We start from the raw sequence: 23,657 nt of genomic DNA on the forward strand, positions 1-23,657 counted from the left end.
GTCAGGCCATCAGGCCGCTGAGGAAGTCGCTGAGCCCCTGGGCGATGGCCATCAGCGCGGCGCCGATGCCCCGGAACAGCTGTGCCGCGCCGTCCGGCCGGAAGGCCATGAAAAAGATCAGGAACGCGAGCAATCCCCAGGCGAGAATCCGCTTGACGACGATCATGGTCCCTCCCCAGGGCACGCTGAGGTGCCTGGGCTTCCCGCCGGGACGCGCCGCAAACAGCCCTAGAGGTAGAGCCCGGTGGAGCCGGTCGCGGTGGTCTCCACCCGCTCCGCCGCCACCGCGTGCACGTCGCGTTCGCGAAGCAGCACGTACGCCCGGCCGTGCAGCTCGACCTCGGAGCGGTCGTCCGGGTCGAACAGCACCCGGTCCCCGGCGACGATCGAGCGCACGTGCGGCCCGACGCCGACCGCGGTGGCCCAGGCCAGCCGCTTGCCGACCGCCGCGGTCGCCGGGATGACGATGCCGGCGGTGGAGCGGCGTTCCCCCTCACCACCCTCGGTACGCACAAGCACGCGATCGTGCAGCAGGCGGATGGGCAGCCCGGCGTCGAGACTCTGGTCGGCGGTCACGCGAAGACGCTACCGCGTGCCCCCACGGGCGCTTCCGCCGTGGTTGCCGGACGGGGCGGCGGGGCAATGTGTGGCGGGACGGCCCTACGGTGGGGCGGTCCGTCGTATCCTGTCTGCCCTGTGACGTGGGTCGACCAACTTTGCGGGAGGTGCGCTTGAGCCGCTTCGAGCGGATGCGCGGACGGCTCCGCCGCGCGTACGAGTCGGGTCGTGAGGCCCGGGCCCGCGAAGCCGGTCCGGATCCGACAGCGGGGGATGCGGGCGTGGCGTCGCCCTCCTCGCCGGGTCCGGAGGCGCCGCCGGCCGCGACCGTGGTGGGCGCCGAGCCGCCGGCCGCGATGCACAACTCGACAGTCAGCCGCGACGACACCGAGGTGCCGCACGCGCTGCGGATCGCCGCCGCCTGGTGCTGGCGGCTGATCGTGATCGGGATCGTCACCTGGGCCCTGCTCAGGATCGTCGGCACGATCAGCATCGTGATCATCCCGTTGACCGTCGCGTTGCTGCTGTCGGCGTTGCTCGCCCCGGCGGTCGGCTGGCTGCTCAAGGCCCGGTTCCCCCGCTCGCTTGCGACAGGCGTGGTGCTTGTCGGCGGCCTGGCCGCGGTGGTGGGCACGCTGACGCTCGTGGTCAACGAGTTCATCCAGGGCGTGCCGGAGTTGAGCGAGAAGTCCTCCCAGGGCGTCCGGCAGATCCAGGACTGGCTCAAGACTGGGCCGCTGCACCTGTCCGACAGCCAGCTCACCCGCTACATCGACGAGGCGCAGAACTGGATCAACGGCAACACCGAGCGGTTCACAAGCGGCGCGCTCAGCACCGCCGCCACGCTCGCCGAGGTGCTCACCGGCACCGTCCTGGTGCTCTTCGCGACGTTCTTCTTCCTCCGTGACGGCAACAACATCTGGCGGTTCCTGGTCCGGCTGCTGCCGGTGGCCGCGCGGTGGAAGGTCGACGACGCTGGCCGTGCGTCCTGGGCGACGCTCGGCGCGTACGTCCGGGCCACCGTGCTCGTCGCCTTCATCGACGCCGTGGGCATCGGCATCTTCCTGGTCATCTTCGATATCCCGTTCGCGTTCCCGCTTGCGGCGCTTGTCTTCCTGGGCGCGTTCATCCCGATCGTCGGCGCGTTCCTGTCCGGCGTGGTGGCCGTGCTTGTGGCGCTCGTCGACAGCGGCCCGGGAATCGCCCTGGTGATCCTCGGCGCGGTGGTCGGCGTGCAGCAGGTCGAGGGGCACGTGCTCCAGCCGCTGATCATGGGCCGGGCGGTGGCCATCCACCCGCTCGCGGTGATCATCGGCATCGCCGCGGGCGTGGTGCTCGCCGGCATCGCCGGCGCGCTCGTCGCGGTGCCGCTGATCGCCGTGCTCAACACCGCGATCCGGCGGCTCGCCGCGCGTACCGTGCCGGACACCCCACCGGACGCGGTGGTGGTCGCCTCGCAGGCGCCCTGACCCGGCCGATCCTGCCGACGCCCGCGTCACCCCGCCCGGGGAGGCGCGGGCGTCAGCTCTTCGCGAGCCGTTCCAGCGCGCCCCGGGCCACCTCGGGCCGCGTCGTGTACCAGAACGGGGGCAGCGAGCGGCGCAGGAACGGGCCGTAGCCGCGTGCCGTCTCCAGGCGCGAGTCGAGCACCGCCACCACACCCCGGTCGCCGGTGGCCCGGATCAGCCGGCCGACGCCCTGCGCCAGCCGCACCGCGGCGATCGGCACGCTCACCGCGGCGAAACCGGAGCCGCCGCCCGCGTCCACCGCCGCCGCCCGAGCGGCGGCGAGCGGCTCGTCGGGCCGGGGGAACGGCAGCCTGTCGATCACCACGAGTTGGCAGGCGTCGCCCGGCACGTCCACCCCCTGCCAGAGCGACATCACCCCGAACAGGCAGCTCTCCCGTTCGGCGCGGAACCGGCGGACCAGCAGCGGCAGCGCCTCCTCGCCCTGGAGCAGCACGGGCAGGTCGGTCCGCGCGCGGACCAGCTCCGCCGCCTGCTGCGCGGCCCGTCGCGACGAGAAGAGCCCGAGGGTACGCCCACCGAGCGCGCCGACAAGCGCCAGCAGTTCCTCGCCGGCCGCCGTGGGCAGCCCGGAGACGCTGGGGCGGGGCAGGTGCGCGGCGACGTAGAGGATGCCCTGCCGGGCGTAGTCGAACGGCGAGCCGACGTCGAGCGACCGCCAGCCGGGGCCCTCGGTGGCCGGGACCGTGCCGATGGCCGCCCGGCTGCCCTCGGTGCTCGCCACCGGGGCCGGACCGGCACCGCGGCCGGCGGCTGCCGCGGTGGCCATCGCGGCGGCGGCAGGCGTCGGCGGGGCGGGCGGCGGCGCGTCCAACCCGAGCGCCCGGGCCACCGTGTCGAAGCGCCCACCCAGCGCCAGCGTGGCCGAGGTGGCGACCACTGTCCGTTCGTCGTAGAGGTGGGTGGCGAGCGTGCCCGCCACCGACAGCGGCGCCACCACGAGCGCCCGGCGGCTGCCGTTCTCCGGCTTCTCCACCCAGGCCACGTCGTGGTCGCCCTCTTCGAGCAGCCGCTGGGCGGTGGCGGACAGCTCGTCCAGCACGGCTTTGGCCTGCTGCTTGCGGACCGGGTCCGGGTCGTCGGCCTTCACGTCGCCGATCGCCTCCAGCGCGGCCCGGGTCGCCGAGTCGAGAAGCGTGCACGCCTCGCGCAGCGCGGGCGGCAGCCCGGCGGTGAGCCGGCCGGCCGGCGCCTCCGCCAGCCCCACCGCAAGCGCGTCACCGGCCTCGGTGAGCCGGTCGGCCAGGTCGGGGCGGAGCAGCGGCCGGGCCCGCCGGGTGGACCTGTCGATCAGCTCGGGCACCAGCTCGGCCTGGGCCGCCGAGGACACCCGGTCGGCCAGCTCGTGCGCCTCGTCCACGACGAGCAGCCGGTGCGGCGGCACGATGTGCCGCCCGGCGAGCATGTCCACGGCGAGCAGGCTGTGGTTGGTCACCACGATGTCGGCCTCCCGGGCGCGGGCCCGGGACGCCTCCGCGAAGCACTCCTGCCCGAACGGGCAGCGGCTGGCGCCGACACACTCCCGGGCCGGCATCGAGACGCCGCGCCACACCTGGTCGTCGACGCCCGGATCCAACTCGTCGCGGTCGCCGGTGGCGGTCTCCTCCGCCCAGTCGCGCAGCCGCTGCACCTGCTTGCCCAGCCGGCCCGCCTCGCCGAGCCACTTCGTGCCGCCGCCGGGCCGGGGGGTGTCGAAGAGCGCGTCGTCCGGCTCGTCCTCGACGGAGCTGTCCAACCGGGCCAGGCACAGGTAGTGGTGGCGGCCCTTGAGCACGGCGAAGGTGGGCCGGCGGCCGAGCGCCGACTCGACCGCGTCGGCCAGCCGGGGCAGGTCGTGGTCGACGAGCTGGGACTGCAACGCCAGAGTGGCGGTGGAGACCACCACCGGGCCGTCCACGGTAAGCGCGGGCGCGAGGTAGGCCAGGGACTTGCCGGTGCCGGTGCCGGCCTGCACCAGCAGGTGCTCGCCGGAGGCGATGCTGTGCTCGATCGCCTCGGCCATCTGCTGCTGGCCCGGCCGGGTCGCGCCGCCCGGCACCGCGCCCACCGCGGCGGCCAACAGGTCCCCACCGCTCGGCCGGCCGCTCCGGCGCTTCTTCGGGACGGCGGGGCCGGTGGCGGTGCGGGACGGGCTCACCGTGCGACCGTACCCGCCGGCACCGACGCCGGTCCCGCCACTCCGGCGGCGTGGCGGGACCCCGGGTCGCGTCCGGTTACCTGCCGATCGCGTGGCGTTGCCGGAATCGGTTAGGGTGCCAGGCATGCCGAGCGATGTGGTCCGCGTGATCTACCGCAAGTACGACGGCAGCGCCCACCGCGACTACCCGGCCCGCCGGCTCGCCGAGGACGACCTCGGCGTATGGCTCGGCGTGCCGGCCGGCACCGAGTCGGTCTACCACGGCCGGCCCTCGGTGGAGCAGATCCCGTTCGTCCTGCTGGTGCCCCGGCACGCCTGGTGGACGGGCATGTTCAACCCGCCGCCGCGCACAAGCGAGGTCTACTGCGACATCGCCACCCCGGCCCGCTGGGACGGCGACGAGACGGTCCACCTCGTCGACCTCGACCTGGACGTGGTGCGCCGCCGCGAGACCGGCCTCGTCGAGCTGCGCGACGAGGACGAGTTCGCCGAGCACCGGACCCGGTGGAACTACCCGGACGACCTGGTCGCCGAGGCCGAGGCGGCGGCCCGCTGGCTGCTCGGCGCGTTGGGTGACGGCAGCGAGCCGTTCGCCACGTCGTACCGGAAGTGGTTGGCCCTGGTGGTCTGAGACCGCGCTCACCAGCGCGGCGGCCAGCCGGCCTCCGGGCCCAGCGGCGGCAGCTCGCCCACCTTCTCCGGGTTGAGCTGGTTGAACACGCCGGTGATCCGTCCCTCGTGCACCGCGAACGAGGTGACCATCCGCATCGTCCGCCCGTCGGACCAGGCGAGTTCCGCCTGCCAGCCGAGCACGCCGTCGACGAGCACCGGCCGCGCCCGCACCCCGCCCCGCCGCCGGGCCTGGTCGAACAGGCCGAGGAGCAGGCGGCCGGCCGCCTCGGCGCCGACCACCGGCCGGCGGGCCGCCGGGAAGTGGCCGCCGGAGTCACCCATCGACACCACGTCCGGGGCGAGCACCTGGACCAGTTGGTCCAGCTCACCGGACTCCACCGCGGCCACGAACGCGGTGAGCACACGCCGCTGCTCGGCCAGGTCGGCGGTGTGCCGCGGCTCGTCCGGCCCGTGCACCGCCCGGCGGGCCCGGGAGGCGAGCTGCCGCGCCGCCTCCGGCGTCACGGCGAGCACCTCGGCGACGTCGCCGAACGGCACCGCGAACACGTCGTGCAGCACGAACGCCACCCGCTGCTCCGGCGTCAGCCGCTCCAGCACCACAAGCAGGGCGGTGCCGAGCTGGTCGGCCCGGACCGCCCGCTCGGCCGGGTCCGGCGCGAACCCGTCCGCCGGCGGCAGGCCGGTCACCACCGGCTCCGGCAACCACTGACCCGGGTACGCCTCGCGGCGCACCCGCGCCGACCGGAGCACGTCCAGGCAGAGCCGCGAGCAGGTGGTGGTCAGCCAGCCGCGCAGGTCCCGGACGCGGGCGCGGGCGGCCGGATCGGCGAGCGCGCCGGAGTATCGCAGCCAGGTTTCCTGCACGGCGTCCTCGGCCTCGCTGCGGCTGCCGAGCATCCGCCGCGCGACCGCCAGGAGGTGCCCCCGCTCCGCCTCGAACTCCCCCGCCAGCCCATCCACCCACCCATTCTCCCGCCCACCCCCACCCCTCCCACCCCCCACCCCCGCCCGTGTCCACCCCCCACCCCCCACCCGTGTCCGCCGCCCACCCGTTGTCCGCCGCCCACCCGATGCGGTGGCCTCCGAGATCTTGGTACGGATCCGCCCCTCCAGGGGCGTGCGCGTACCAAGATCTCCCCGCTCCCGAAATGCGGACCGCCCGCCGGCGACGGGGGCGATCATGAGGTTGGCGGTGAAGTTGATCTCCGTTGATGCCGCCAACTTCATGATCATCCCCTCTCCCGCCCCTCGGGTGAGGTGCGAGTGGTTGGTGACGCGAGCCGGGTGACCCGCCAAAGTCAGCCCAGCCCAGCCCAGCCCGGCCGGCTCGTTCCCTCTCCCGGTCGGCAAGCGCATGTATCGGGATGTAGCGGGCGCTGCGTACCCATGATCGGGGTTGTCGGGTGAGGATCGGGGGATGAGTGGGGTGGTGAGGCCCGAGGACGGGTCGATGCGGGAGTTGCTGCGGGTGGGGCCGGGAACTGTGGACCTCGAGGCGGTGGATCCCCGCTCGATGCCGGGATTGCCGAAGGCGGCCGGACGCGGGTCGGCGCGCAAGGCATGGGCCCGCGGCCAGGTCGAGCTGATCGGCGCGGAGTTGGGCCGGCAGCAGGAGATGCTGTACGCCGCCGCGCAGGTCGCCGCCGGAGCGGGCAGCGCCACGAGCGCACCCGCACAGTCCGGCGCACGGTTGGCCGGGGGCCGGCCACGCCGGGTGCTGCTGGTCCTCCAGGCCATGGACTGCGGCGGCAAGGACGGCGCGGTCAAGCGGGTGGCCGGCGCGATGAACCCGCTCGGTCTGCACATCCGCTCGTTCGGTCCGCCGACGAAGGAGGAGCTGCGGCACGACTTCCTGTGGCGGATCCGGCGGGCGCTGCCGCCCCCCGGGTACGTGGGCGTGTTCAACCGCTCGCACTACGAGGACGTGCTTATCGCCCGGGTGGAGGGCCTGGTCGACGAGGCGACCTGGCGGTCCCGCTACGAGATCATCAACGGCTTCGAGCGGGAGTTGGCCGAGGGTGCGGTCACCGTGGTCAAGGTGATGCTGCACATCTCGTACGACGAGCAGGGCGAGCGGCTGATGGAACGGCTCACCGACCCGACGAAGCACTGGAAGTACAACCCCAGCGATCTGGACACCCGGGCCCGGTGGGACGAATACCAGGCCGCGTACGCCGAGGCGTTGGAGCGGTGCGGCACGGACGCCGCGCCCTGGTTCGTGGTGCCGGCGGACCGCAAGTGGTACCGCGACTGGGCGCTCGCCCATCTGCTGAAGGAAACGTTCGACGACCTGGATCTGGGGTATCCGGCTGCCGATTTCGACGTGGAACGGGAGCGTGACCGGTTACGCGACCAGGGCGCGAAGCGCTCAGGTGAACAGCAGGTGAACGAGCGGTGAATCGGGCCTGACCAGGGGTGGGCCGGTCGATGCCCGGTTCCACCGTGTCCCTAGCATGCCCAGAGCAGGCGCCTGCTTCAGGCGACGGCCACCCTTCCACCGACACGACGAGGTCCGTGCTGTGAAGTTTTCCTTCCGTCCCACCGAGGGCGCCTTCTACGAGCTCTTCACCAGGGCCGCGCAGAACCTGGTGAAGGGGACCGACCTGCTCAACGAGCTGGGCCTGCCCGGTTCCGACGTGCAGTCGATCAGCGAGCGGCTGACCGACATCGAGCACGACAGCGACCAGATCACCCACGATCTCTACAAGAAGATCAACTCCACCTTCATCACGCCCTTCGACCGGGAGGACATCTACCGGCTGGGGTCGCTGCTCGACGACGTGATGGACCACCTGGAGGCGGTCGGCAACCTGCTCTACCTGTACGGCCTGACCAAGCTCCCGTCGCTCCCGCGCGAGCTGCACGAGCTGGTGAACGTGCTCGACCTACAGGCCAAGCTCACCGCCGAGGCGATGCCCCGGCTGAAGTCGATGAAGGATCTCGAGGACTACTGGATCGAGTGCAACCGGCTCGAGAACGACGGCGACCAGGCGTACCGGATGCTGCTCGTCCGCCTCTTCTCCGGTGAGTACGACGCGCTCACGGTGTTGAAGATGAAGGAGGTGGCCGACGAGCTGGAGGCCGCCTGCGACGCCTTCGAGCACGTCGCCAACACCGTCGAGACCATCGCGGTCAAGGAGTCCTGATCCACGTGACACCCGAACTCATCGCCGTGCTGGCGGTGATCGCGGTAGCCATGGCGTTCGACTACACGAACGGCTTCCATGACGCGGCCAACGCGATCGCCACAAGCATCTCGACCCGGGCGCTGACGCCCCGCATCGCGCTCGGCCTGGCCGCCGTCGGCAACTTCGTCGGCGCGCACTTCGGCGCCGGGGTCGCCAAGACGGTCGGCGACGGCCTGGTCACGCTCCCGACCGGGGTGCAGAGCCTCGGCGTGGTCTTCGCCGGTGTGCTCGGCGCGATCGCCTGGAACCTGATCACCTGGTACTTCGGCCTGCCCTCGTCCTCCTCGCACGCGCTCTTCGGCGGCCTGGTCGGCGCGACCCTCTTCGCCGCCGACGGCGTCGTCCAGTGGGGCAACATCGTGGAGAAGGTCCTCCTCCCGATGGTGCTCTCGCCTGTGGTCGGCCTGGTCCTCGGCTTCCTGGTGATGCTGGCGATCATGTGGCTGTTCCGGAAGGGGCAGCCGGGCAAGCTCAGCCGCGGCTTCCGCTGGGCGCAGACCGTGTCCGCCGCCGCCATGTCCGTCGGCCACGGCATGCAGGACGCCGCCAAGACCATGGGCATCATCGTGCTGGCGCTCTACACCGGCGGATTCCAGGACAGCAAGACGCACATCCCGGGCTGGGTCTTCTGGACCTCCGCGACGATGCTGGCGCTCGGCACGTACGCGGGCGGCTGGCGGATCATCCGAACCCTGGGCCGGAAGATCATCGACCTCGGCCCGGCGGAGGGCTTCGCGGCCGAGACCGTGGCCAGCGCCGTGCTCTACTTCAACGCGCTGGTGCTGAAGGCCCCGATCTCCACCACGCACACGATCACCTCGGCGATCATGGGCGTCGGCGCGACCAAGCGGCTCTCCGCGGTCCGCTGGAACGTGGCCGGCAACATCGTGATCGCCTGGATCATCACGTTCCCGGCGGCGGCGGCCATCGCCTGCCTCGCGTACCTGCTGGTCCGCCCCCTGTTTTAAGGAGGGGGCCCCGCTTAACGCTTTCGGTATAGGCGGGGGCCCTTCTTAACACCCGGGTTTTAAGAAGGGCCCCCGCCTTACTCATAGGAGACGCCGATCTGGGCCTTGATGTCGTCGATCAACGTCATCACCTCAAGCGTGGCGGCGTGCGGCACCAGCGGGCTCTCGGTCAGCCCCGCCGCCAGGCAGCGCTGCACCTCGATCGCCTCGTACTGGTAGCCGCCCCCGGTCAGGTCCGCCGGGATCGTCTCCGGCGCGGCGCCGGCCCGGTGCAGCACCACCGACCCGGGCCGGAAGAACAGCTCCGGCAGGTCGATGCGACCGGTGGTGCCGGTGATCGACGCGGTGATAGCGGTAGGGCCGACCATGCCGCAACTGAGCGTCGCCACCGCCCCGGAGTCCCAGCCCAGGACCATGCCGGTGTTCTCGTCCACCGCCTCCGGGCTCAGCTTCGCCCACGCCCGCACGTGCTGCGGCGCGCCGAGCACCAGGTGGGCCAGGCTCAACGGATAGACCCCGAGGTCGAGCAGCGCGCCGCCGCCGAGCGCAGGATTACGCATCCGGTGCTCGGGCGGGAACGGCCCGGCCGCACCGAAGTCGGCCCGGACATGGGTGACCTCACCGATCGCGCCGTCGGAGATCAGCTCCATTACCCGCAGGATCAGCGGGTTCGTCCGCATCCACATGGCCTCCATGAGGAAGAGCCCACGGGCGCGCGCCGTCTCCACCAGTTCCGTGGTGGTGGGCAGGTCAAGCGTGCAGGGCTTCTCCACGAGCACGGCCTTGCCGCCGGCCAGGCAGGCCATCGCCGCCTCGTGGTGCGCGGCGTGCGGCGTGGCCACGTAGATCGCGTCCAGGTCCGGGTCCGCGGCCAGATCGGCCCAGGAGGCGTACGCCCGCGGCACGTCGTGCTGCCGCGCGAACGCCTCGGCGCTCTCCCGGGTACGCGACCCGACCGCCACGAGTTCGGCGTCCGGCACCAGCCGCAGGTCGGCGGCGAAGCAGGCGGCGATGTGTCCGGTAGCCAGAATTCCCCAACGCGTCATGCCGGCACGTTATCCCGGCGGACTCGGCCGCCGGCAGGGCGATCCACCAAACGGGATGTCAGGCCCGGCCGGCGACCTCCGCGACGAACGCGCGCCACGACGTCGGGAAGGCAAGCGCCGGCCCGGTCGGGTTCTTCGAATCGCGTACGCCGACGACGCCGGCAAGGTTGTCGGCCACCTCGACGCAGGCCCCACCGTTGGTCGAAGAACGTGACGCCTTGCGCCACTGCGCGCCACTCAGGTCCATGTCCTCACCCATCCCTACTACCGAGCGGCGACATCAGCGATGAACGCACGCCAGGCGGTCGGCGTGAAGAGCAGCAACGGCCCGACCCGATCTTTGGAGTCCCGGACGGCGACGACCTCTCCCAGACCGTCGGCAACCTCCACACAGTTCCCGCCGCTCGATCCGCTGCGCCGGGACTTCCGCCAGATGGCGTCATTGAGATCCATGATGGTTCTGCACTTCCTTCAACAGGTCGAGGGACTGCCGACGCGGGAGGGCTTCGGTGCGGACGTTCTCCCATCGCGCCTCAAGGATATGAAGTTCATCCTGACCGTCGACGACGATGCCGCCCAGCTGATTCTCAAGGTGCCCGACCCAGCGGCCGTCCTCGCCGCGAGCCAGTGCGAAGGGACCGGACAGACCGATATGGAGGCCGGCGGTCGCCGGGATCACGTGTATGTGCACGTGCGGAAGTTCGGCCACGACGATCAGGTGAGCCACCTGTTCCGCGATGACGACCGAGAACTCTTCCCCGGCACGGTGCAGCGCGGACTCGTCGAGCACCACCACCACCTGCGGGGGAGTCTCGCTGGTCAAGATCCGATGGCGACTCATGCGCCCGCTCACCCGTTGGTCGACCTCCTCGGTCGACATGAGGTCGTTGAGTCGCATCACCACGCGGGCGTAGTTCTCTGTCTGGAGCAGACCCGGGATCAGCAACGGCTCGAAGAGACGGAGCTGCCGAGCGCCGCGCTCGGCGTCGAGCCAGGGCAGGAACCACGACGGTGCACCCAACTTCGCCACCAGCCGCTCGAAGAACCCGCCGTTGCGGAGTGCACGGTCAGTGCCCTTGACGAAGTCCATGGTGAGGGCCCGGGAGCCGCTCTCGACCGCACTCACATGCGAGGCGCTGAACCCCGCCGAGCGCCCGAATGTCTCCTGGGTCATTCCTGACATGCCTCGGGCTCGGCGGATCTCGCTCACGATGAAGTCGGCGAGGGGACTTGGCACGCCACTCATTCAGACCCTCCCAACGTGGAGATCGACTACTCAACGCCCCGCGACCACGGTTCCGGCTCGGCCAGGCCAGCCCAGCAGCCCGAACGGCCTTCCGAGAGTAACGGCGATCGCAGCAGAGTGTCACGAGGTGGCGCGGCTGGTGGAGGCGGAGCCCGGCGGTCGCGTCGCACGCGGGGGCCGCCGCCATGGTCCAGCGCCGGCGGCGGCCCCCCTGACCGCCCTACGAGGGGAGTGCAGTGCCATGCCCGACGAGAAGCCCGCACCGCCGACCAGCGCCGCGAAGGTGGTACACCATCTCGACCCGAATCGCCGGACCAACGTCGCGCCGGAAACTCGCTGGTCTCCGCGTACCCCCTCGGGGTGGCCCTCGGCGCACGTGGCGGACGGTCCGGCGTGGATCTGCGCGCGATGCGGCCACGACTGGCCGTGCCCGACGTTGCGGTCCGCGCCGACGGACGCCGCCCGCCGGGCGACGCTGATCCCGGAGTTCGCCCGGCTTGCCGTGCCGCCTCCGTTCGCGACTGCGGGGCTCGCAAACCCGGCTCACTCCTCGCGCTCACTAAGGGCGGGCCATCCGCGACCTGCGCGGCCGGGCCGACGGCCCGACGCCGCCCGAGATCGTCAAGCGCTTCCTGTGGTTCATGTCGCTGAGCGATGACGAGGCCCGGGCCGTCGCGTTGCGGCTGCGGTGAGCCGGCCGCATGTCGCCAGGCGTCCCACCTGGCGCTGCGACGCCTGCGACCGTCCGTGGCCCTGCGACGCCGCCCGCCGGGCGCTGCTTGCCGAGTATCGCGACGACCGGGCGGCGCTCGCGATCTACCTGGCCACCCTCCTGGTGGAGGCCGCCGGGCAGTGCGCCGGCCAGGATCCGGTGCGGCTCGGGGCCCGCTTCCTCGGCTGGATCCGGCCCGGCCGGGTCGCCGCGCCGGGAACTAGGCTCGGGCCATGACGATCGACGGCTTCGCCGCGCCTCCCGCCCTGGTGGAGCACGCCCGCCGGTTCCACGCCGAGGGCGGCGTGCCCGCGGTGCCCCGGGTCGCCGCCACCGTGCTGCTGCTCCGCCCGGCCGGCGACGGCTTCGAGGTCTATCTGATCCGGCGGGTGGCGGCGATGACGTTCGGCGGCATGTACGCCTTCCCCGGCGGCGGGGTGGACCGGTCCGACTCGGAGGCGCACCTCGGCTGGGCCGGTCCGACGCCGGCGACCTGGGGCGAGCGGTTCCGGCTCGACCCGGCGGACGCGCAGGCGGTGGTCTGCGCCGCCGCCCGCGAGGTCTTCGAGGAGGCGGGCGTGCTGCTGGCCGGCCCGGACCCCGGGACCGTCGTCGGTGACGTGAGCGGCGACGACTGGGAGACGGCCCGGCAGGACCTGGTGGGCCGGCGTACCGGCTTCGCCGACCTGCTGGCCGGGCGCGGGCTGACGCTCCGGTCCGACCTGCTGCTGCCCTGGACCAGGTGGATCACGCCGGAGTTCGAGCCGCGACGCTTCGACACGTACTTCTTCGTCGCCCTGCTGCCCGAGGGGCAGCGGACCCGCGACGTCTCCGGCGAGGCCGACCTCACGCTGTGGCTGCGCCCGGCGGACGCCGTGGCCCGCGCGGAGGCGGGGGAGCTGACCATGCTGCCGCCCACCATGGTCACGCTCGCCGAGGTCGCCGCCGCCGGTGACCTCGCGGGCGTGGCCCGCGCGGCGTTAAAGCGAGACCCGGGTACGCCGATCATGCCGCACCTGGAGGACCTGGACGGCGCCGAGCCGCGCTTCGTGCTCCGCTGAGCGGCCTCGCGCTCGGCGGCTCGCGCCGAGCGGGGTTGTTAGGCGGGGCCCCTTCCTATGCAGAAACCGTTAATAGGGGCCCCCTCCTAACACCTCAGCCGAAGCGGCCGGTGATGTAGTCCTCGGTCTTCTTCTGGGTGGGGTTGCTGAAGATCTTCTGCGTGTTGTCGTACTCGATCAGGCGGCCCGGGTCGCCTGTCTTCTCGATCGAGAAGAACGCGGTGCGGTCGGACACCCGCGCGGCCTGCTGCATGTTGTGCGTGACGATGATGATCGTGAACTTGTCCTTGAGCTGGAACATCAGGTCCTCGATGGCAAGCGTCGAGATCGGGTCCAGCGCCGAGCACGGCTCGTCCATCAGCACCACCTGCGGCTCGACCGCGATGGTGCGGGCGATGCAGAGCCGCTGCTGCTGACCGCCGGAGAGCCCGGCGCCGGGCTTGGCGAGCCGGTCCTTCACCTCGTCCCAGAGGTTCGCCGAGCGCAGCGCCCTCTCGGCCGCCTCCTCCAGGATCGACTTGCGCCGGACGCCGTTGAGCCGCAGCCCGGCCACCACGTTGTCGAAGATGCTCATGGTGGGGAACGGGTTCGGCCGCTGGAAGACCATGCCGATCATCCGGCGGACCGCGGTGACGTCCACGTCCCGGTCGTAGATGTCCTGCCCGTCGATGGTGAGGTTGCCCTCGACCCGGGCGCCGGGCAGCACCTCGTGCATCCGGTTGATCGACCGCAGGAAGGTCGACTTGCCGCAGCCGGACGGGCCGATCAGGGCGGTCACGGTCTTCGGCTCGACGGTCAGGTTGATGTTCTCAATCGCCTTGAAACCGCCGTAGTAGGCGGTGACGTTGGCGGCTTCGACGCGCTTGGCCATGGTGGCGGTACCTCCGGTGTTCATCGGCCGAGCTGGTTCCGACGGGCCAGCAACTTCGCCGCGACGGTCAGGATGAGGACGAGGGCGACGAGGGTCAGCGCCGCGGTCCACGCCCGTGCCGGCGAGTACTTCGACGCCTCGCCGGCCTGCTGGTAGACGAAGAGGGCAAGCGACGACTGGTTGTTCTCGAACGGGTTGAAGTTGATCGCCGCGCCGCCGCCGGCGACGAGCAGCACCGGCGCGGTCTCGCCGGCGGCCCGCGCGACGGCGAGCATGATGCCGGTGACGATGCCGGGAAGCGCGGTCGGCAGCACGACCCGCAGGATGGTCTTCCACTTCGGTACGCCGAGCGCGTACGCGCCCTCGCGCAGCGGCGCCGGCACGAGCCGGAGCATCTCCTCGGTGGAGCGGACCACGGTGGGCAGCATGAGCACGCTCAACGCCAGCGCGGCGGCGAAGCCGGAGAAACCGGGCCGGCCGTCGTTGAACACCGGCGAGACGATCAGGACCCAGAAGGCGAGCACGAACAGGCCGGTGACGATCGACGGGATGCCCGTCATCACGTCCACGAAGAAGCGGACGGTGAACGCGAACCGGCCCCGGCCGTACTCGACGATGTAGATCGCGCAGAGCACGCCGAGCGGGACGGTGATCAGGGTGGCGATGCCGACCTGCTCCAACGTGCCGATGATCGCGTGGTAGGCGCCGCCGTTGGCGTCCCGCGCCCCGATGTTGTTCATCGAGGTGCCGAAGAAGTCGCCGTCCAGCCGCTCGGAGCCCTTGCTGACGAGCGTCCAGACCACCGAGGCCAGCGGCAGCACGGCCAGCACGAAGGCGGAGTGGATCAGCGCGCTCCAGATCCGGTTGCGGGCCGAGCGGCGGCCCTCCACCGCGTGTGCCGCGGCGAAGAGACCGGCCAGGTAGAGGAGCACGCCGAGCACCACGACCAGGACCGGGCCGCCGATGTCCGCGCCGTACACGAGGCCCGCGGCGAGCAGCAGCGCCGCGACGGCGATGGCTGGCGCGGCGTACGCCGGGAGTCGCCGGGCCCGCAGCGTGGCCGGCTGGGCCGGGGGGCGGGGACGGTGGGAGGTGAGAGTGGAGGTCATGCCGCGGACTCCGTGAACTCGCGCCGCCGGTAGATGATCGCCCGCGCGGTGATGTTGACGATCAGGGTGATCGCGAAGAGCACAAGGCCGGAGGCGATGAGCGCGCCGCGGCCGGTGTCGTTCGCCTCGGCGAACCGGTTGGCGATGTTGGCGGCGATCGAGTTGCCGCCGGCTTCGAGGATGTTGAACGAGATGGCGTACGTCGAACCGAGCGTCAGCGCGAGCGCGATGGTCTCGCCGAGCGCCCGGCCGAGGCCGAGCATGACCGCGGCGATGACGCCCGGCCGTCCGTAGGGCAGGACCGCGGTGCGGATCATCTCCCAGCGGGTGGCGCCGAGCGCGAGCGCGGCCTCTTCGTTTGCGGTCGGGGTCTGCCGGAACACCTCGCGGGAGAGGGAGGTGACGATCGGCAGCACCATGATCGCCAACACCACCGAGCCCAGGAGGATCGAGCTGCCGTACGGCCCCTCGCCGAAGATCGGGATCCAGCCGAAGTAGGTGTTGAGCCAGGCGGAGAGGTCGGCGACCGGTCCGGCGAAGTAGTCGCGGCCCCAGAGGCCGAAGACCACACTGGGTACGGCGGCCAGCAGGTCGATCAGGAAGCCCAGGCTGTTGCCGAGCCGGCGCGGGGCGTAGTGCGACAGGTAGAGGGCGATGCCCAACGCGACGGGCACTGCCATGAGCAGCGCCAGCAGTGAGCTGAGGACGGTGCCGAAGGCGAGCGCGCCGATGCCGAACTTCGGCGGGTTCTCGTTCGGGAACCAGCCCTCGAAGGTCCAGAACGATTCGGTGTTGGCCCGCAGCGCCGGCACGGCCTTGGCGATCAGGAAGATCGCGATGGCCGCGATGATGACGAGCACGGTGGTGCCGGCGGCCAGGGTCAGGGCACGGAACGCGCGTTCCGCGCCGAACGCGCGGGCCCGGGGCAGGCCGCCGCCTCCGCCGAGGCCGTCGTCTCCGCCTCCGCCGAGGTCGCCGCCGGAGCGGCCAGGGTTACCGGTGGGCTCGGCCACACGCGCCGAGGCACCGGCGGGTCGCTCGTGGCTCATGGCCACGGGGGTCCCGCCGGTGCCGGCGTGCGCCGAGCGGTGAGGGGTGTCACCCATCTGCTCGCTCGCTTTGCGTTGAGAAGGTGTCGTTCAGGGCGTCAGGAGAGGCTCTTGACCGCGGCCTCGACCTTGGTGCGAACCTCGTCGGGGAGCGGGGCGTAGCCCAGTTCGACCAGCTCCTGCTGGCCCTCGGCGCTGGCGGCGTGGCCGAGCAGGCCCTTGACCAGCGGCAGCTTGTCGGCCGCGAGGCCCTTGCTGCAGACGATCTCGTAGGTAGCCAGGACGATCGGGTACGCCCCGGCTTCCTTGGTGTTGTAGTCGATCGACATCTTGAGGTCGTTGCCCTGGCCCTCGAACGTGGCCCCGGCGATGGTCTTGCCGGCCGACTCGGCGGTCAGCTCGGTGAACTCACCGTTGCCGTTCTTGACCTTGGCCATCTTCAGGCCGGAGTTCTCGGCGTACGACCACTCGACGTAGCTGATGGTGCCGTCGGTGCTCTTGACCTTGCTGGCCACGCCGTCGGACTTGGCCGCGCCGACGCCGCCCGGGGCCTTCCACACCTTCGAGTTGCTCAGGGTCCAGTCCGCCTCGGCGGTCTTGGAGAGGTATTTGGTGAAGTTGTCGGTGGTGCCCGACTCGTCGGAGCGGTGCACCGCCTGGATCGCGGCCGACGGCAGCGTGGCGTCCGGGTTGTCGGCCTTGATCGCCGCGTCGTCCCACTTGGTCACCGTGCCGGCGAAGATCTTCGCCAGCGTGGCCGGGCTGAACTGGAGGTTGTCCGCGCCGCTGACGTTGTAGACGACCGCGACCGGGCCGATCACCATCGGCAGGTTGAGGGCCTGGCCACCGGAGCACTTGGCGTCGGCCTTCGGCTGCTCCTCCTCCTTGAGGGCGGAGTCGGAACCGGCGAAGTCGGCGGTGCCGGCGATGAACGCCTGGATGCCGGCGCCGGAGCCGCTCGGCTCGTAGTTGACCGTGGTGCCCGAGCACTTCTGCTGGTACGCCTTGATCCACTCGGCCATGGCGTTCTTCTGCGCGGAGGAGCCCTGGGCGTTCAGCGTGCCGGTGGCGCAGTCCGCCGCGGCGGTGGCGCCGGCGGCCGGCTCGTTGTTGTCCGAGCCGCAGGCGCTGAGACCGAGAACAGCGGTAAGAGCGAGACAGGCGATGGCGCCGTGCCGCTGGAGCTTCACTGGAGGGGTTTCCCTTCACGTCTTTGGTCAGGTCGCCCGGGGTGCCGGGGGCCGGCACTGACCGGCTGACGTGAAAGCTAGAAGTGCCAGATGGACGGTTCGCCGGTCGGAAGTGAACGCGGGATGAACACGTCCGGCCGGTGAGATGGCCGTACGCTGAGGCGGTTCTGTCCATTTCGTGAACTCGCCACCGGGCATCGCTTTTAGGGCGATTTTCCCGGCGACGGCGGGCGCTCAGCCGAGCTGGTAGTTGACGTGCGCGGACCACCTGGCGAAGCCGAGCTTCTCGTAGAGGGCGACCGCCCGGGTGTTGCTCTCATCGACGTAGAGCATCACCCGGTCCAGCCCGCGCCGGTCGCGCAGGTGAGCCAGGCCGGCGGCGGTCAGCGCCCGGCCGAGCCCGCCGCGGTGCGCGGACGGGTCGACGCCGAGCACGTAGACCTCGCCGATCCGGGCCGACCCGGGCCGCTCGTGCACCTTGGTCCAGTGGAAGCCGAGCAGCCGGCCGGTGGCCGAGTCCACCGCGAGCAGGAAGCCGGCCGGGTCGAACCACGGCTCGGCCATCCGGACGCGCAGGTCCTCGACGGTCCACCGGCCCTGCTCGGGGTGCTCGGCGAACGCGGCGTTGTTGACCGCCAGCCAGGACTCGTCGTCGTCGCCGGGTCGGAACGCCCGCAGCTCGACGCCCTCGGGCAGGCCCGGCTCGGGCAGCGCGGCGGTCAGCGGCCGGCGTAGCTGCCAGAGCACCCGCGCCCGGGCGAAGCCCAGGTCGACGGCGAGCGCGGCGGCCGACGGGTGGTCGCCGTGCGCCCAGGCGCGCAGCGGGCCGGAGGCGGCGGCAAGCACGCCCCGGGCCAGCGCCCGGCCGGTGCCCCGCCGCCGGTAGGCCGGGTGCACCACCAGCTCCACGCCGACGCCCTCGGCGGGTGCGGTGGTGTCGAGGTGCGCGTACCCGGTCAGGGTGCCGTCGGCGGCCCGGGCGGTGAGGTGCACCGCCGGCGCCGCGGGGTCGCGCAGCCGCAGCAGCATGTGTTCGTCGAGCGGATCGGCGCCGTCGGCGTCGCCGGCCGCGCGCGCCAGCGCCAGCACGTCGGTGACCTCGGCCGGCGTCAACCGCTCGGTGGGTGCGACCCGGTCGCCCTGGACCGCCGCGTCTTCTCCGGGACCACTCGTCGGCTCGGTGCTGTTCATCCGAGTCACGGTAGCGGCCGGCGGGCCGCCCTTCCCGCCGGAGCGGGACGGCGGGCGGTGGCACCCGTCACTGGATGCCCGTGGGCAGCGGCTCCAGCACGAAGCGGCCGAGCAGCTCGGGCAGCAGCTTCTGCAACGCGGCGACCGTGCCGGAGCGGTCCCCGCCCGCGTCGTGCATGAGCACGATCGCGCCCGGCCCGGTCTGGGTGCGGACCGCCGTCTCGATGGCGGTCGCGCCCGGCGCCTTCCAGTCGGACGGGTCGACGCTCCAGTGCAGCGGCGTGAGGCCCAGGTCCGTGCAGGCCGACACCACCGGGGCGGTCCAGGCGCCGCCGGGCTGGCGGTAGTACGCGATCCGGGCGTTCGGCGCGGCGGCCAGGATCGCGTCGTTCGTGCGTTGCAGGTCGGCCCGGATCGCTGCCCCGGTGCGCTTGCCGAGGTTGACGTCGTGCTTCCAGGAGTGGTTGCACAGGGTGTGCCCCTCGGCCTCGATCGACCGGACCAGGTCCGGGTAGTTCTCGGCGTTCTCGCCGACGACGCAGAACGTGGCCTTCACGCCGTACTGGGCGAGCAGGGCGAGCACCTGTGGCGTCCACCGGGGGTCGGGGCCGTCGTCGAAGGTCAGGGCGACCCGGGACGAGCCGGTGGTGACGTGGGCGCCGAACGGGCCGTCACCGGCGTCGGCGGGCATGGTGGGCGCGGCGTCCGGCACCGCGTCCGGGCTCGGCCGGGCGGTGTTCGGCGCGTCGGTGTCCGGCGGCTGGTCGGCGTAGCGCGTGGTGTCGCCGAAGGCGGTCGCGCCGGCGGTCGTCGGGTGTGGCTCGGGCACCAGGCTGCGGCCCAGCGCGTACGCCGAGGCCAGCAGCCCGATGAGCACCGCGGTCACGACCGCGAGCACCCGGGGCGTCGAGCCGGTCATCAGTGGTACCGGCCGTTCGCCGTTCCCCGGGTCGTCGCGCGCACCATCATCCCCCTCGATCCTGACAAATTAGGCAGTCAGGATAAGGCGGATTTATGTGGCAAATAGGGCGTATATGGAAAAGTGCCCCCGGTCGGGTGGGGTAGGGCCGGTCAGACCGGCAGCGGGGCGGGCTCCGACTCCGGCAGCGAACGCGACGACGGCACGACGAACTTGTAGCCGACCTGACGGACCGTGCCGATCATCGACTCGTATTCCGAGCCGAGCTTGGCGCGCAGCCGCCGGACGTGCACGTCGACCGTGCGGGTGCCACCGAAGTAGTCGTAGCCCCAGACCTCACGCAGCAACTGGTCCCGGGTGAACACCCGCCCCGGGTGCTGGGCGAGGAACTTCAACAGCTCGAACTCCTTGTAGGTGAGGTCGAGCGGCCGGCCCTTCAGCTTGGCGGCGTAGGTGTCCGGGTCGATGTTCAGCTCGCCGGCCCGGATCGAGCCGCCGGCGCCGGACACCGCGTTGCTCAACCGGCCGACGGCGAGCCGCAGCCGGGCCTCCACCTCGGCCGGGCCGGCCCCGGCGAGGATCACGTCGTCCACACCCCAGTCGGCGTTCAGCGCGATCAGGCCGGCCTCGGTCACCACCGCGACAAGCGGCACGCCGATCCCGGTGGCGTGCAGCATCCGGCAGGTGGCACGCGCCTCGCTCAACTCGGAACGGGCGTCCACCAGGACGGCGTCCGGCGTTGGACCGGAGACCAGCGTACGAACGTCGCGGGGTGCGGTGCGCACCGAGTGCGGCAGCAGGTCGAGCGCTGGCAGCACTGCCGACGGCTCACCCGCTCGTGCGGTCACGAGCAGCAGGAGCTCCACGATCACCTCCGTCCCGGCGGCCCTTCGGCCGCGCGCGACCAGCGGCACGCCCGGGTGGGGCGGCGCTGTGAACTTGCGTGGGTCCCGGCGTCGCTGACGGGCGGGGTAACGGGTTGAGCGTAACCGATGGTCCGGCCGTCACCTTCGCGGCTTTTCCTGTTTGCCCTTTCTGCCCCCGATCGCGGCCCAGGTTTTAACGTTGCCGAAACCGTCACCTCCGCCGGACCGCCCGGATCTGGCACGATCGGAGCGTGTTTCCCTCCACCTCACGCGACGCCGCTCGCGAACCGTGGGCCGACGACCCGCCCGCCGGGCCGTCCGGCCCCGACCGTGGCTACCCGCCCGCCCCGCGCACCGGTCCCGCCGAGGCGGAGGGGGAGCGGCCCGAGCGGAAGGGCCCACGCCGGCTCCGCAAGGGCGGCCAGGGCCGGCGTACCGACCCCGAACTGGAGGACACGCCCGAGGAGGAGATCCCGCCCGTTCCCTTCCGGCGCCCGCTGGCACTGACCGTGGCCGGCTTCGCCGCGCTGCTCGGCGTGGGCCTGGTGCTCGGGGCGCAGACCGCCGGCCCCGGGCACCGGTTGCCCTTCGCGGCCATCGTCTTCGGCGTCCAGCTCCTCTACGTGCTCGCCTGGACCATGGCCATGCGACCGCCCGCGCTGCTCGTCGTCGCGCTCGTCAGCGCCGGCACCGCGGCGATCGCCGACGTCGCCGCCGTGCAGTCCGACATCGCCGGCCTGGCCCCCCTCGGGTACGCCGCGGTGGCCGGGTTCGTGCTCGGCCTGCTCGGCCAGCTCGTCCGCCGGGTGGACCGGGTCCGGGTGACCGACTCGCTCGGCGGCACCCTGCTCATCGTGATCGGGGTGGTCGCCTTCGCCTCGCTTATCGTGCTCAGCCGGATCCCCAAGGGCACCCAGGCGATCACGGTCTGCCTCACCGCCGCCGGGGTGGCCCTGCTTGTGGCGCGGCTGACCGACGTGATCGCGCCGTGGCCGCGACTCGCCCCACAGGTGCCCCGCGGCGCCGCCGGCGTGGTGGCCGGCGCCATGCTCGGCACGCTCACCAGCGCCGTGCTCGGCAGCTACCTGGTCGGCTTCACCCCGACCAGCGCCGCGCTGGTCGGCGTGGTCACCGCGGCCACCGCCGTGCTCGCCGACCTGGCCGTGGGATACGCCGAGGCGGGCCGGCTGATGGCCGGTGAGCTGCCCACCATGTGGGTGGCCCGGCACATGCAGGGGCCGCTCGGTGGCTTCGCGCTCGCCGCGCCGGCCGCGTACGCCATGTGCGTGCTCTTCCTCTGAGCGCCCGATTGGAGAAGTCCCGCCCCGGGTAAGTACGGTTGCGCCGCGAGACGCGGTGACGGCGGCGATGACTGGAGGCGGCGTGGCAGAGGCGTACCCGGCAGAGGACCGGCCCCGTCGCCGGGGCCGGAAGGTGCTGATCGGTTTCGTCGTCCTGCTGCTGGTGCTGGCCGGGCTGCTTGTCGTGGCCGACCGGGTGGCCGCCGGGGTGGCCGAGCGGGCGATCGCCGACCAGGTGCGGCAGGAACTCGCCAAGCAGGACGCGCAGTCCGCCGCGCCCAAGGTCGAGGTGGGCGGCTTCCCGTTCCTCAACCAGGTGCTGGCCGGGAAGTACGAGCGCATCTCGATCCAGTTGACCGACGTGAAGGGCAACGTGCAGGGCGGCGCGGTCGACGTGCCGAGGCTGGACGTGGACGCCCGCGACGTGACCGCGTCGCTCGACACCATCCGGTCCGGCCGGGGCGACGTGGTGGCCGAGAGCGTCAACGGGCGGGGCACCGTCACCTACGACAGCCTGGCGAAGCTGCTGAACCGGCCCGGCCTGAAGCTGGCCGAGCGGGACGGCAGACTGGCCGTCACCGCCCCGGTGGACATCCTCGGCATCAAGCTGACCGTCAACGGCACCGCCGACCTGACCGTGGCCGACGGCAAGGTGGCCCTGCGCTTCAACGACCTCACCGCCGAAGGGCTGCCGAACGCGGCGCTGGCGCGGACGCTGCTTGCCAACTACGCCAAGAGCATCTCGATCGACGTGCCGCTGCCGGAGCTGCCGTTCCAGCTCAACCTGCGCAAGGTGGAGCCGACGCCGGAGGGCCTGGTGATCGACGCGGACGCCGCGAACGTGCCGATCAACTCGGCCGGCTGAGAACCGGCCGGTCCGACCAGGCCCGCGGCTGACTGTTCCGCACGTCTCGCATGCTGGTCGGGCCGGTGGCATATGCCGGCCCGGCTGGTAGTGTCGCTGCCCATGGGGACCCTCCTCACCAAACGGCGCGCGGTCGACCTGTGCCGCGTGGCCACCTGCCTGTGTCGCCCCGTCATCTGACGGCGGGGCTGTCTCCGGCCGCCTAGCGGCCATCGGCACCAAGGGTCCCAACCCCCCGAACGCCCGGCAGCGGCGCCGTCGCACGTACCCGTGATCCGTTCCTAGCTCTGGGTCCCGCGCGTGGTGCGACAACCACCGACTTCGATCTCCGCGCGCAGGCTCACCACCCATCCTCACCAGGGAGTGATCTGATGAGTCGCGACACCGCACTCGTCTCGGCCGAGTGGGCCGAGAAGAACCTCGACGCCCCGGGCGTCGTCTTCGTCGAGGTCGACGAGGACACCTCGGCCTACGACACCGGCCACATCGCCGGCGCGATCAAGCTCGACTGGAAGACCGACCTCCAGGACCAGGTCCGCCGCGACTTCGTCAACCAGGAGCAGTTCGCGGCGCTGCTCTCCGAGCGGGGCATCGGCAACGACGACACAGTCATCCTCTACGGCGGCAACAACAACTGGTTCGCCGCGTACGCGTACTGGTACTTCAAGCTCTACGGCCACCGTGACGTCAAGCTGCTCGACGGCGGTCGCAAGAAGTGGGAGCTGGACGCCCGTCCGCTCGTCACCGACGCGGTCCAGCGGCCGGCGACGCAGTACGTCGCGCAGGCGCCGGACACCTCGATCCGGGCGTTCCGCGACGAGGTGGTCGACGCCATCGGTGCCAAGAACCTGGTCGACGTGCGCAGCCCCGACGAGTACGCCGGCCGGCTGCTCGCCCCGGCCCACCTCCCGCAGGAGCAGGCGCAGCGGGCCGGCCACGTGCCGACCGCGATCAGCGTGCCGTGGTCCAAGGCGGCGAACGAGGACGGCACGTTCAAGTCCGACGACGAGCTGCGCAAGATCTACGCCGACGCCGGGCTGGACGACGGCCGGGAGACCATCGCCTACTGCCGGATCGGCGAGCGTTCCTCGCACACCTGGTTCGTGCTCCAGGAGCTGCTCGGGCACCAGAACGTGAAGAACTACGACGGGTCGTGGACCGAGTACGGCTCGCTCGTCGGCGTGCCGGTGGCGCTCGGCGACGAGCCCGGGGAGGCGTGAC

The 23,657-nt window shown here is 72.0% G+C and carries 25 protein-coding genes and 2 pseudogenes; 11 read left to right on the plus strand and 16 right to left on the minus strand.

The features are described from left to right. Position 1: 1 nt before the first annotated feature. Positions 2-166: a hypothetical protein gene (locus SM450_RS14465; protein WP_281586407.1), complete on the minus strand. Its 165-nt coding sequence runs from the start codon at positions 164-166 to the stop codon at positions 2-4. 62 nt (positions 167-228) lie between these two features. Then, entirely contained in the window at positions 229-576 is a 348-nt protein-coding gene (locus SM450_RS14470; protein ID WP_281586408.1) for a GroES family chaperonin, read from the minus strand. Between the two features lie 155 nt (positions 577-731). Between SM450_RS14470 and SM450_RS14475 the strand changes: the two genes are divergently transcribed. Further along, entirely contained in the window at positions 732-2,027 is a 1,296-nt protein-coding gene (locus SM450_RS14475; RefSeq protein ID WP_474620253.1) for an AI-2E family transporter, read from the plus strand. A 52-nt stretch (positions 2,028-2,079) separates the two neighbouring features. On the opposite strand, the pseudogene SM450_RS14480 reads toward SM450_RS14475, so the two are convergent. Beyond that, positions 2,080-2,766: pseudogene (locus SM450_RS14480) on the minus strand (ATP-dependent DNA helicase); the annotation flags it as partial. Positions 2,767-2,877: 111 nt separating this feature from the next. Further along, positions 2,878-4,221, minus strand: a pseudogene (locus SM450_RS14485) (ATP-dependent DNA helicase); the annotation flags it as partial. Positions 4,222-4,345: 124 nt separating this feature from the next. Here SM450_RS14485 and SM450_RS14490 point away from each other — a divergent pair. Continuing rightward, positions 4,346-4,852, plus strand: a complete 507-nt coding sequence (locus SM450_RS14490; protein ID WP_474620254.1) for a DUF402 domain-containing protein — start codon at positions 4,346-4,348, stop codon at positions 4,850-4,852. Between the two features lie 8 nt (positions 4,853-4,860). Here SM450_RS14490 and sigJ read toward each other — a convergent pair whose 3' ends face one another. Continuing rightward, on the minus strand, positions 4,861-5,814 hold the full coding sequence (gene sigJ, locus SM450_RS14495) for an RNA polymerase sigma factor SigJ (protein ID WP_474620255.1): 954 nt from the start codon (positions 5,812-5,814) through the stop codon (positions 4,861-4,863). Positions 5,815-6,271: 457 nt separating this feature from the next. On the opposite strand from sigJ, the gene SM450_RS14500 reads away from it, so the two are divergent. From SM450_RS14500 to SM450_RS14510, 3 genes are all read left to right on the plus strand, one after another. Next, the gene (locus SM450_RS14500; RefSeq protein WP_474620256.1) at positions 6,272-7,252 is read left to right on the plus strand and encodes a PPK2 family polyphosphate kinase; all 981 of its coding nucleotides are present in this window, start codon (positions 6,272-6,274) and stop codon (positions 7,250-7,252) included. Positions 7,253-7,373: 121 nt separating this feature from the next. Continuing rightward, a complete protein-coding gene (locus tag SM450_RS14505) occupies positions 7,374-8,000 on the plus strand; it encodes a DUF47 domain-containing protein (protein WP_474620257.1) in 627 nt (208 codons plus the stop codon). 5 nt (positions 8,001-8,005) lie between these two features. After that, positions 8,006-9,010 (plus strand): inorganic phosphate transporter, encoded by a 1,005-nt coding sequence (locus SM450_RS14510; RefSeq protein ID WP_474620258.1) that lies wholly within the window; start codon positions 8,006-8,008, stop codon positions 9,008-9,010. Between the two features lie 77 nt (positions 9,011-9,087). Here the strand turns inward: SM450_RS14510 and SM450_RS14515 are convergent, their stop codons facing one another. From SM450_RS14515 to SM450_RS14530, 4 genes are read right to left on the minus strand one after another with little or no spacing between them, the layout of a single operon-like run. Beyond that, on the minus strand, positions 9,088-10,056 hold the full coding sequence (locus tag SM450_RS14515; protein ID WP_474620259.1) for a Gfo/Idh/MocA family protein: 969 nt from the start codon (positions 10,054-10,056) through the stop codon (positions 9,088-9,090). Positions 10,057-10,114: 58 nt separating this feature from the next. After that, positions 10,115-10,303 carry a DUF397 domain-containing protein gene (locus SM450_RS14520; protein ID WP_474620260.1) on the minus strand — a complete coding sequence of 63 codons (189 nt, stop codon included), beginning with the start codon at positions 10,301-10,303 and terminating at the stop codon, positions 10,115-10,117. 17 nt (positions 10,304-10,320) lie between these two features. Further along, positions 10,321-10,509: a DUF397 domain-containing protein gene (locus tag SM450_RS14525; protein ID WP_474620261.1), complete on the minus strand. Its 189-nt coding sequence runs from the start codon at positions 10,507-10,509 to the stop codon at positions 10,321-10,323. Further along, positions 10,496-11,302 carry a helix-turn-helix domain-containing protein gene (locus SM450_RS14530; protein ID WP_282285076.1) on the minus strand — a complete coding sequence of 269 codons (807 nt, stop codon included), beginning with the start codon at positions 11,300-11,302 and terminating at the stop codon, positions 10,496-10,498. The genes SM450_RS14525 and SM450_RS14530 overlap by 14 nt, the downstream gene beginning before the upstream one ends. A gap of 688 nt (positions 11,303-11,990) precedes the next feature. Here SM450_RS14530 and SM450_RS14535 point away from each other — a divergent pair. Then, the gene (locus SM450_RS14535) at positions 11,991-12,251 is read left to right on the plus strand and encodes a flavin reductase (protein ID WP_474620262.1); all 261 of its coding nucleotides are present in this window, start codon (positions 11,991-11,993) and stop codon (positions 12,249-12,251) included. Further along, a complete protein-coding gene (locus SM450_RS14540; RefSeq protein WP_474620263.1) occupies positions 12,248-13,075 on the plus strand; it encodes an NUDIX hydrolase in 828 nt (275 codons plus the stop codon). The genes SM450_RS14535 and SM450_RS14540 overlap by 4 nt, the downstream gene beginning before the upstream one ends. A gap of 94 nt (positions 13,076-13,169) precedes the next feature. On the opposite strand, the gene pstB is transcribed toward SM450_RS14540, so the two are convergent. From pstB to SM450_RS14575, 7 genes are all read right to left on the minus strand, one after another. Next, on the minus strand, positions 13,170-13,946 hold the full coding sequence (gene pstB / locus SM450_RS14545; protein WP_474620464.1) for a phosphate ABC transporter ATP-binding protein PstB: 777 nt from the start codon (positions 13,944-13,946) through the stop codon (positions 13,170-13,172). Between the two features lie 20 nt (positions 13,947-13,966). Next, positions 13,967-15,055: a phosphate ABC transporter permease PstA gene (gene pstA / locus SM450_RS14550; protein WP_474620264.1), complete on the minus strand. Its 1,089-nt coding sequence runs from the start codon at positions 15,053-15,055 to the stop codon at positions 13,967-13,969. Then, on the minus strand, positions 15,052-16,161 hold the full coding sequence (gene pstC, locus SM450_RS14555) for a phosphate ABC transporter permease subunit PstC (protein ID WP_474620265.1): 1,110 nt from the start codon (positions 16,159-16,161) through the stop codon (positions 15,052-15,054). The genes pstA and pstC overlap by 4 nt, the downstream gene beginning before the upstream one ends. Positions 16,162-16,202: 41 nt before the next feature. Further along, a complete protein-coding gene (pstS, locus tag SM450_RS14560) occupies positions 16,203-17,294 on the minus strand; it encodes a phosphate ABC transporter substrate-binding protein PstS (RefSeq protein WP_474620266.1) in 1,092 nt (363 codons plus the stop codon). 234 nt (positions 17,295-17,528) lie between these two features. Further along, the gene (gene mshD / locus SM450_RS14565; protein WP_474620267.1) at positions 17,529-18,485 is read right to left on the minus strand and encodes a mycothiol synthase; all 957 of its coding nucleotides are present in this window, start codon (positions 18,483-18,485) and stop codon (positions 17,529-17,531) included. Between the two features lie 67 nt (positions 18,486-18,552). Next, positions 18,553-19,404: a polysaccharide deacetylase family protein gene (locus SM450_RS14570; RefSeq protein ID WP_474620268.1), complete on the minus strand. Its 852-nt coding sequence runs from the start codon at positions 19,402-19,404 to the stop codon at positions 18,553-18,555. 152 nt (positions 19,405-19,556) lie between these two features. Continuing rightward, entirely contained in the window at positions 19,557-20,276 is a 720-nt protein-coding gene (locus tag SM450_RS14575) for a winged helix-turn-helix transcriptional regulator (RefSeq protein WP_474620269.1), read from the minus strand. Positions 20,277-20,521: 245 nt separating this feature from the next. On the opposite strand from SM450_RS14575, the gene SM450_RS14580 reads away from it, so the two are divergent. From SM450_RS14580 to SM450_RS14595, 4 genes are all read left to right on the plus strand, one after another. Then, positions 20,522-21,571, plus strand: coding sequence for a hypothetical protein (locus SM450_RS14580; RefSeq protein WP_474620270.1), 1,050 nt, complete (start codon positions 20,522-20,524; stop codon positions 21,569-21,571). A gap of 67 nt (positions 21,572-21,638) precedes the next feature. After that, entirely contained in the window at positions 21,639-22,436 is a 798-nt protein-coding gene (locus SM450_RS14585) for an LmeA family phospholipid-binding protein (protein ID WP_474620271.1), read from the plus strand. 102 nt (positions 22,437-22,538) lie between these two features. Beyond that, positions 22,539-22,616, plus strand: a complete 78-nt coding sequence (locus tag SM450_RS14590) for an Ms5788A family Cys-rich leader peptide (protein WP_311202345.1) — start codon at positions 22,539-22,541, stop codon at positions 22,614-22,616. A gap of 191 nt (positions 22,617-22,807) precedes the next feature. Next, a complete protein-coding gene (locus SM450_RS14595) occupies positions 22,808-23,656 on the plus strand; it encodes a sulfurtransferase (RefSeq protein WP_474620272.1) in 849 nt (282 codons plus the stop codon). Position 23,657 lies beyond the last annotated feature (1 nt).

The sequence above is a fragment of the Micromonospora marincola genome, from assembly GCF_056150385.1.

Coding starts and splice junctions, on each gene's coding strand:
- SM450_RS14465 (WP_281586407.1), bottom strand. CDS start 166: ATGATCGTCGTCAAGCGGATTCTCGCCTGGGGATTGCTCGCGTTCCTG.
- SM450_RS14490 (WP_474620254.1), top strand. CDS start 4,346: ATGCCGAGCGATGTGGTCCGCGTGATCTACCGCAAGTACGACGGCAGC.
- SM450_RS14500 (WP_474620256.1), top strand. CDS start 6,272: ATGAGTGGGGTGGTGAGGCCCGAGGACGGGTCGATGCGGGAGTTGCTG.
- SM450_RS14515 (WP_474620259.1), bottom strand. CDS start 10,056: ATGACGCGTTGGGGAATTCTGGCTACCGGACACATCGCCGCCTGCTTC.
- SM450_RS14520 (WP_474620260.1), bottom strand. CDS start 10,303: ATGGACCTGAGTGGCGCGCAGTGGCGCAAGGCGTCACGTTCTTCGACC.
- SM450_RS14525 (WP_474620261.1), bottom strand. CDS start 10,509: ATGGATCTCAATGACGCCATCTGGCGGAAGTCCCGGCGCAGCGGATCG.
- SM450_RS14530 (WP_282285076.1), bottom strand. CDS start 11,302: ATGAGTGGCGTGCCAAGTCCCCTCGCCGACTTCATCGTGAGCGAGATC.
- SM450_RS14540 (WP_474620263.1), top strand. CDS start 12,248: ATGACGATCGACGGCTTCGCCGCGCCTCCCGCCCTGGTGGAGCACGCC.
- pstB (WP_474620464.1), bottom strand. CDS start 13,946: ATGGCCAAGCGCGTCGAAGCCGCCAACGTCACCGCCTACTACGGCGGT.
- pstA (WP_474620264.1), bottom strand. CDS start 15,055: ATGACCTCCACTCTCACCTCCCACCGTCCCCGCCCCCCGGCCCAGCCG.
- pstC (WP_474620265.1), bottom strand. CDS start 16,161: ATGGGTGACACCCCTCACCGCTCGGCGCACGCCGGCACCGGCGGGACC.
- mshD (WP_474620267.1), bottom strand. CDS start 18,485: ATGAACAGCACCGAGCCGACGAGTGGTCCCGGAGAAGACGCGGCGGTC.
- SM450_RS14570 (WP_474620268.1), bottom strand. CDS start 19,404: ATGACCGGCTCGACGCCCCGGGTGCTCGCGGTCGTGACCGCGGTGCTC.
- SM450_RS14585 (WP_474620271.1), top strand. CDS start 21,639: ATGACTGGAGGCGGCGTGGCAGAGGCGTACCCGGCAGAGGACCGGCCC.
- SM450_RS14590 (WP_311202345.1), top strand. CDS start 22,539: ATGGGGACCCTCCTCACCAAACGGCGCGCGGTCGACCTGTGCCGCGTG.
- SM450_RS14595 (WP_474620272.1), top strand. CDS start 22,808: ATGAGTCGCGACACCGCACTCGTCTCGGCCGAGTGGGCCGAGAAGAAC.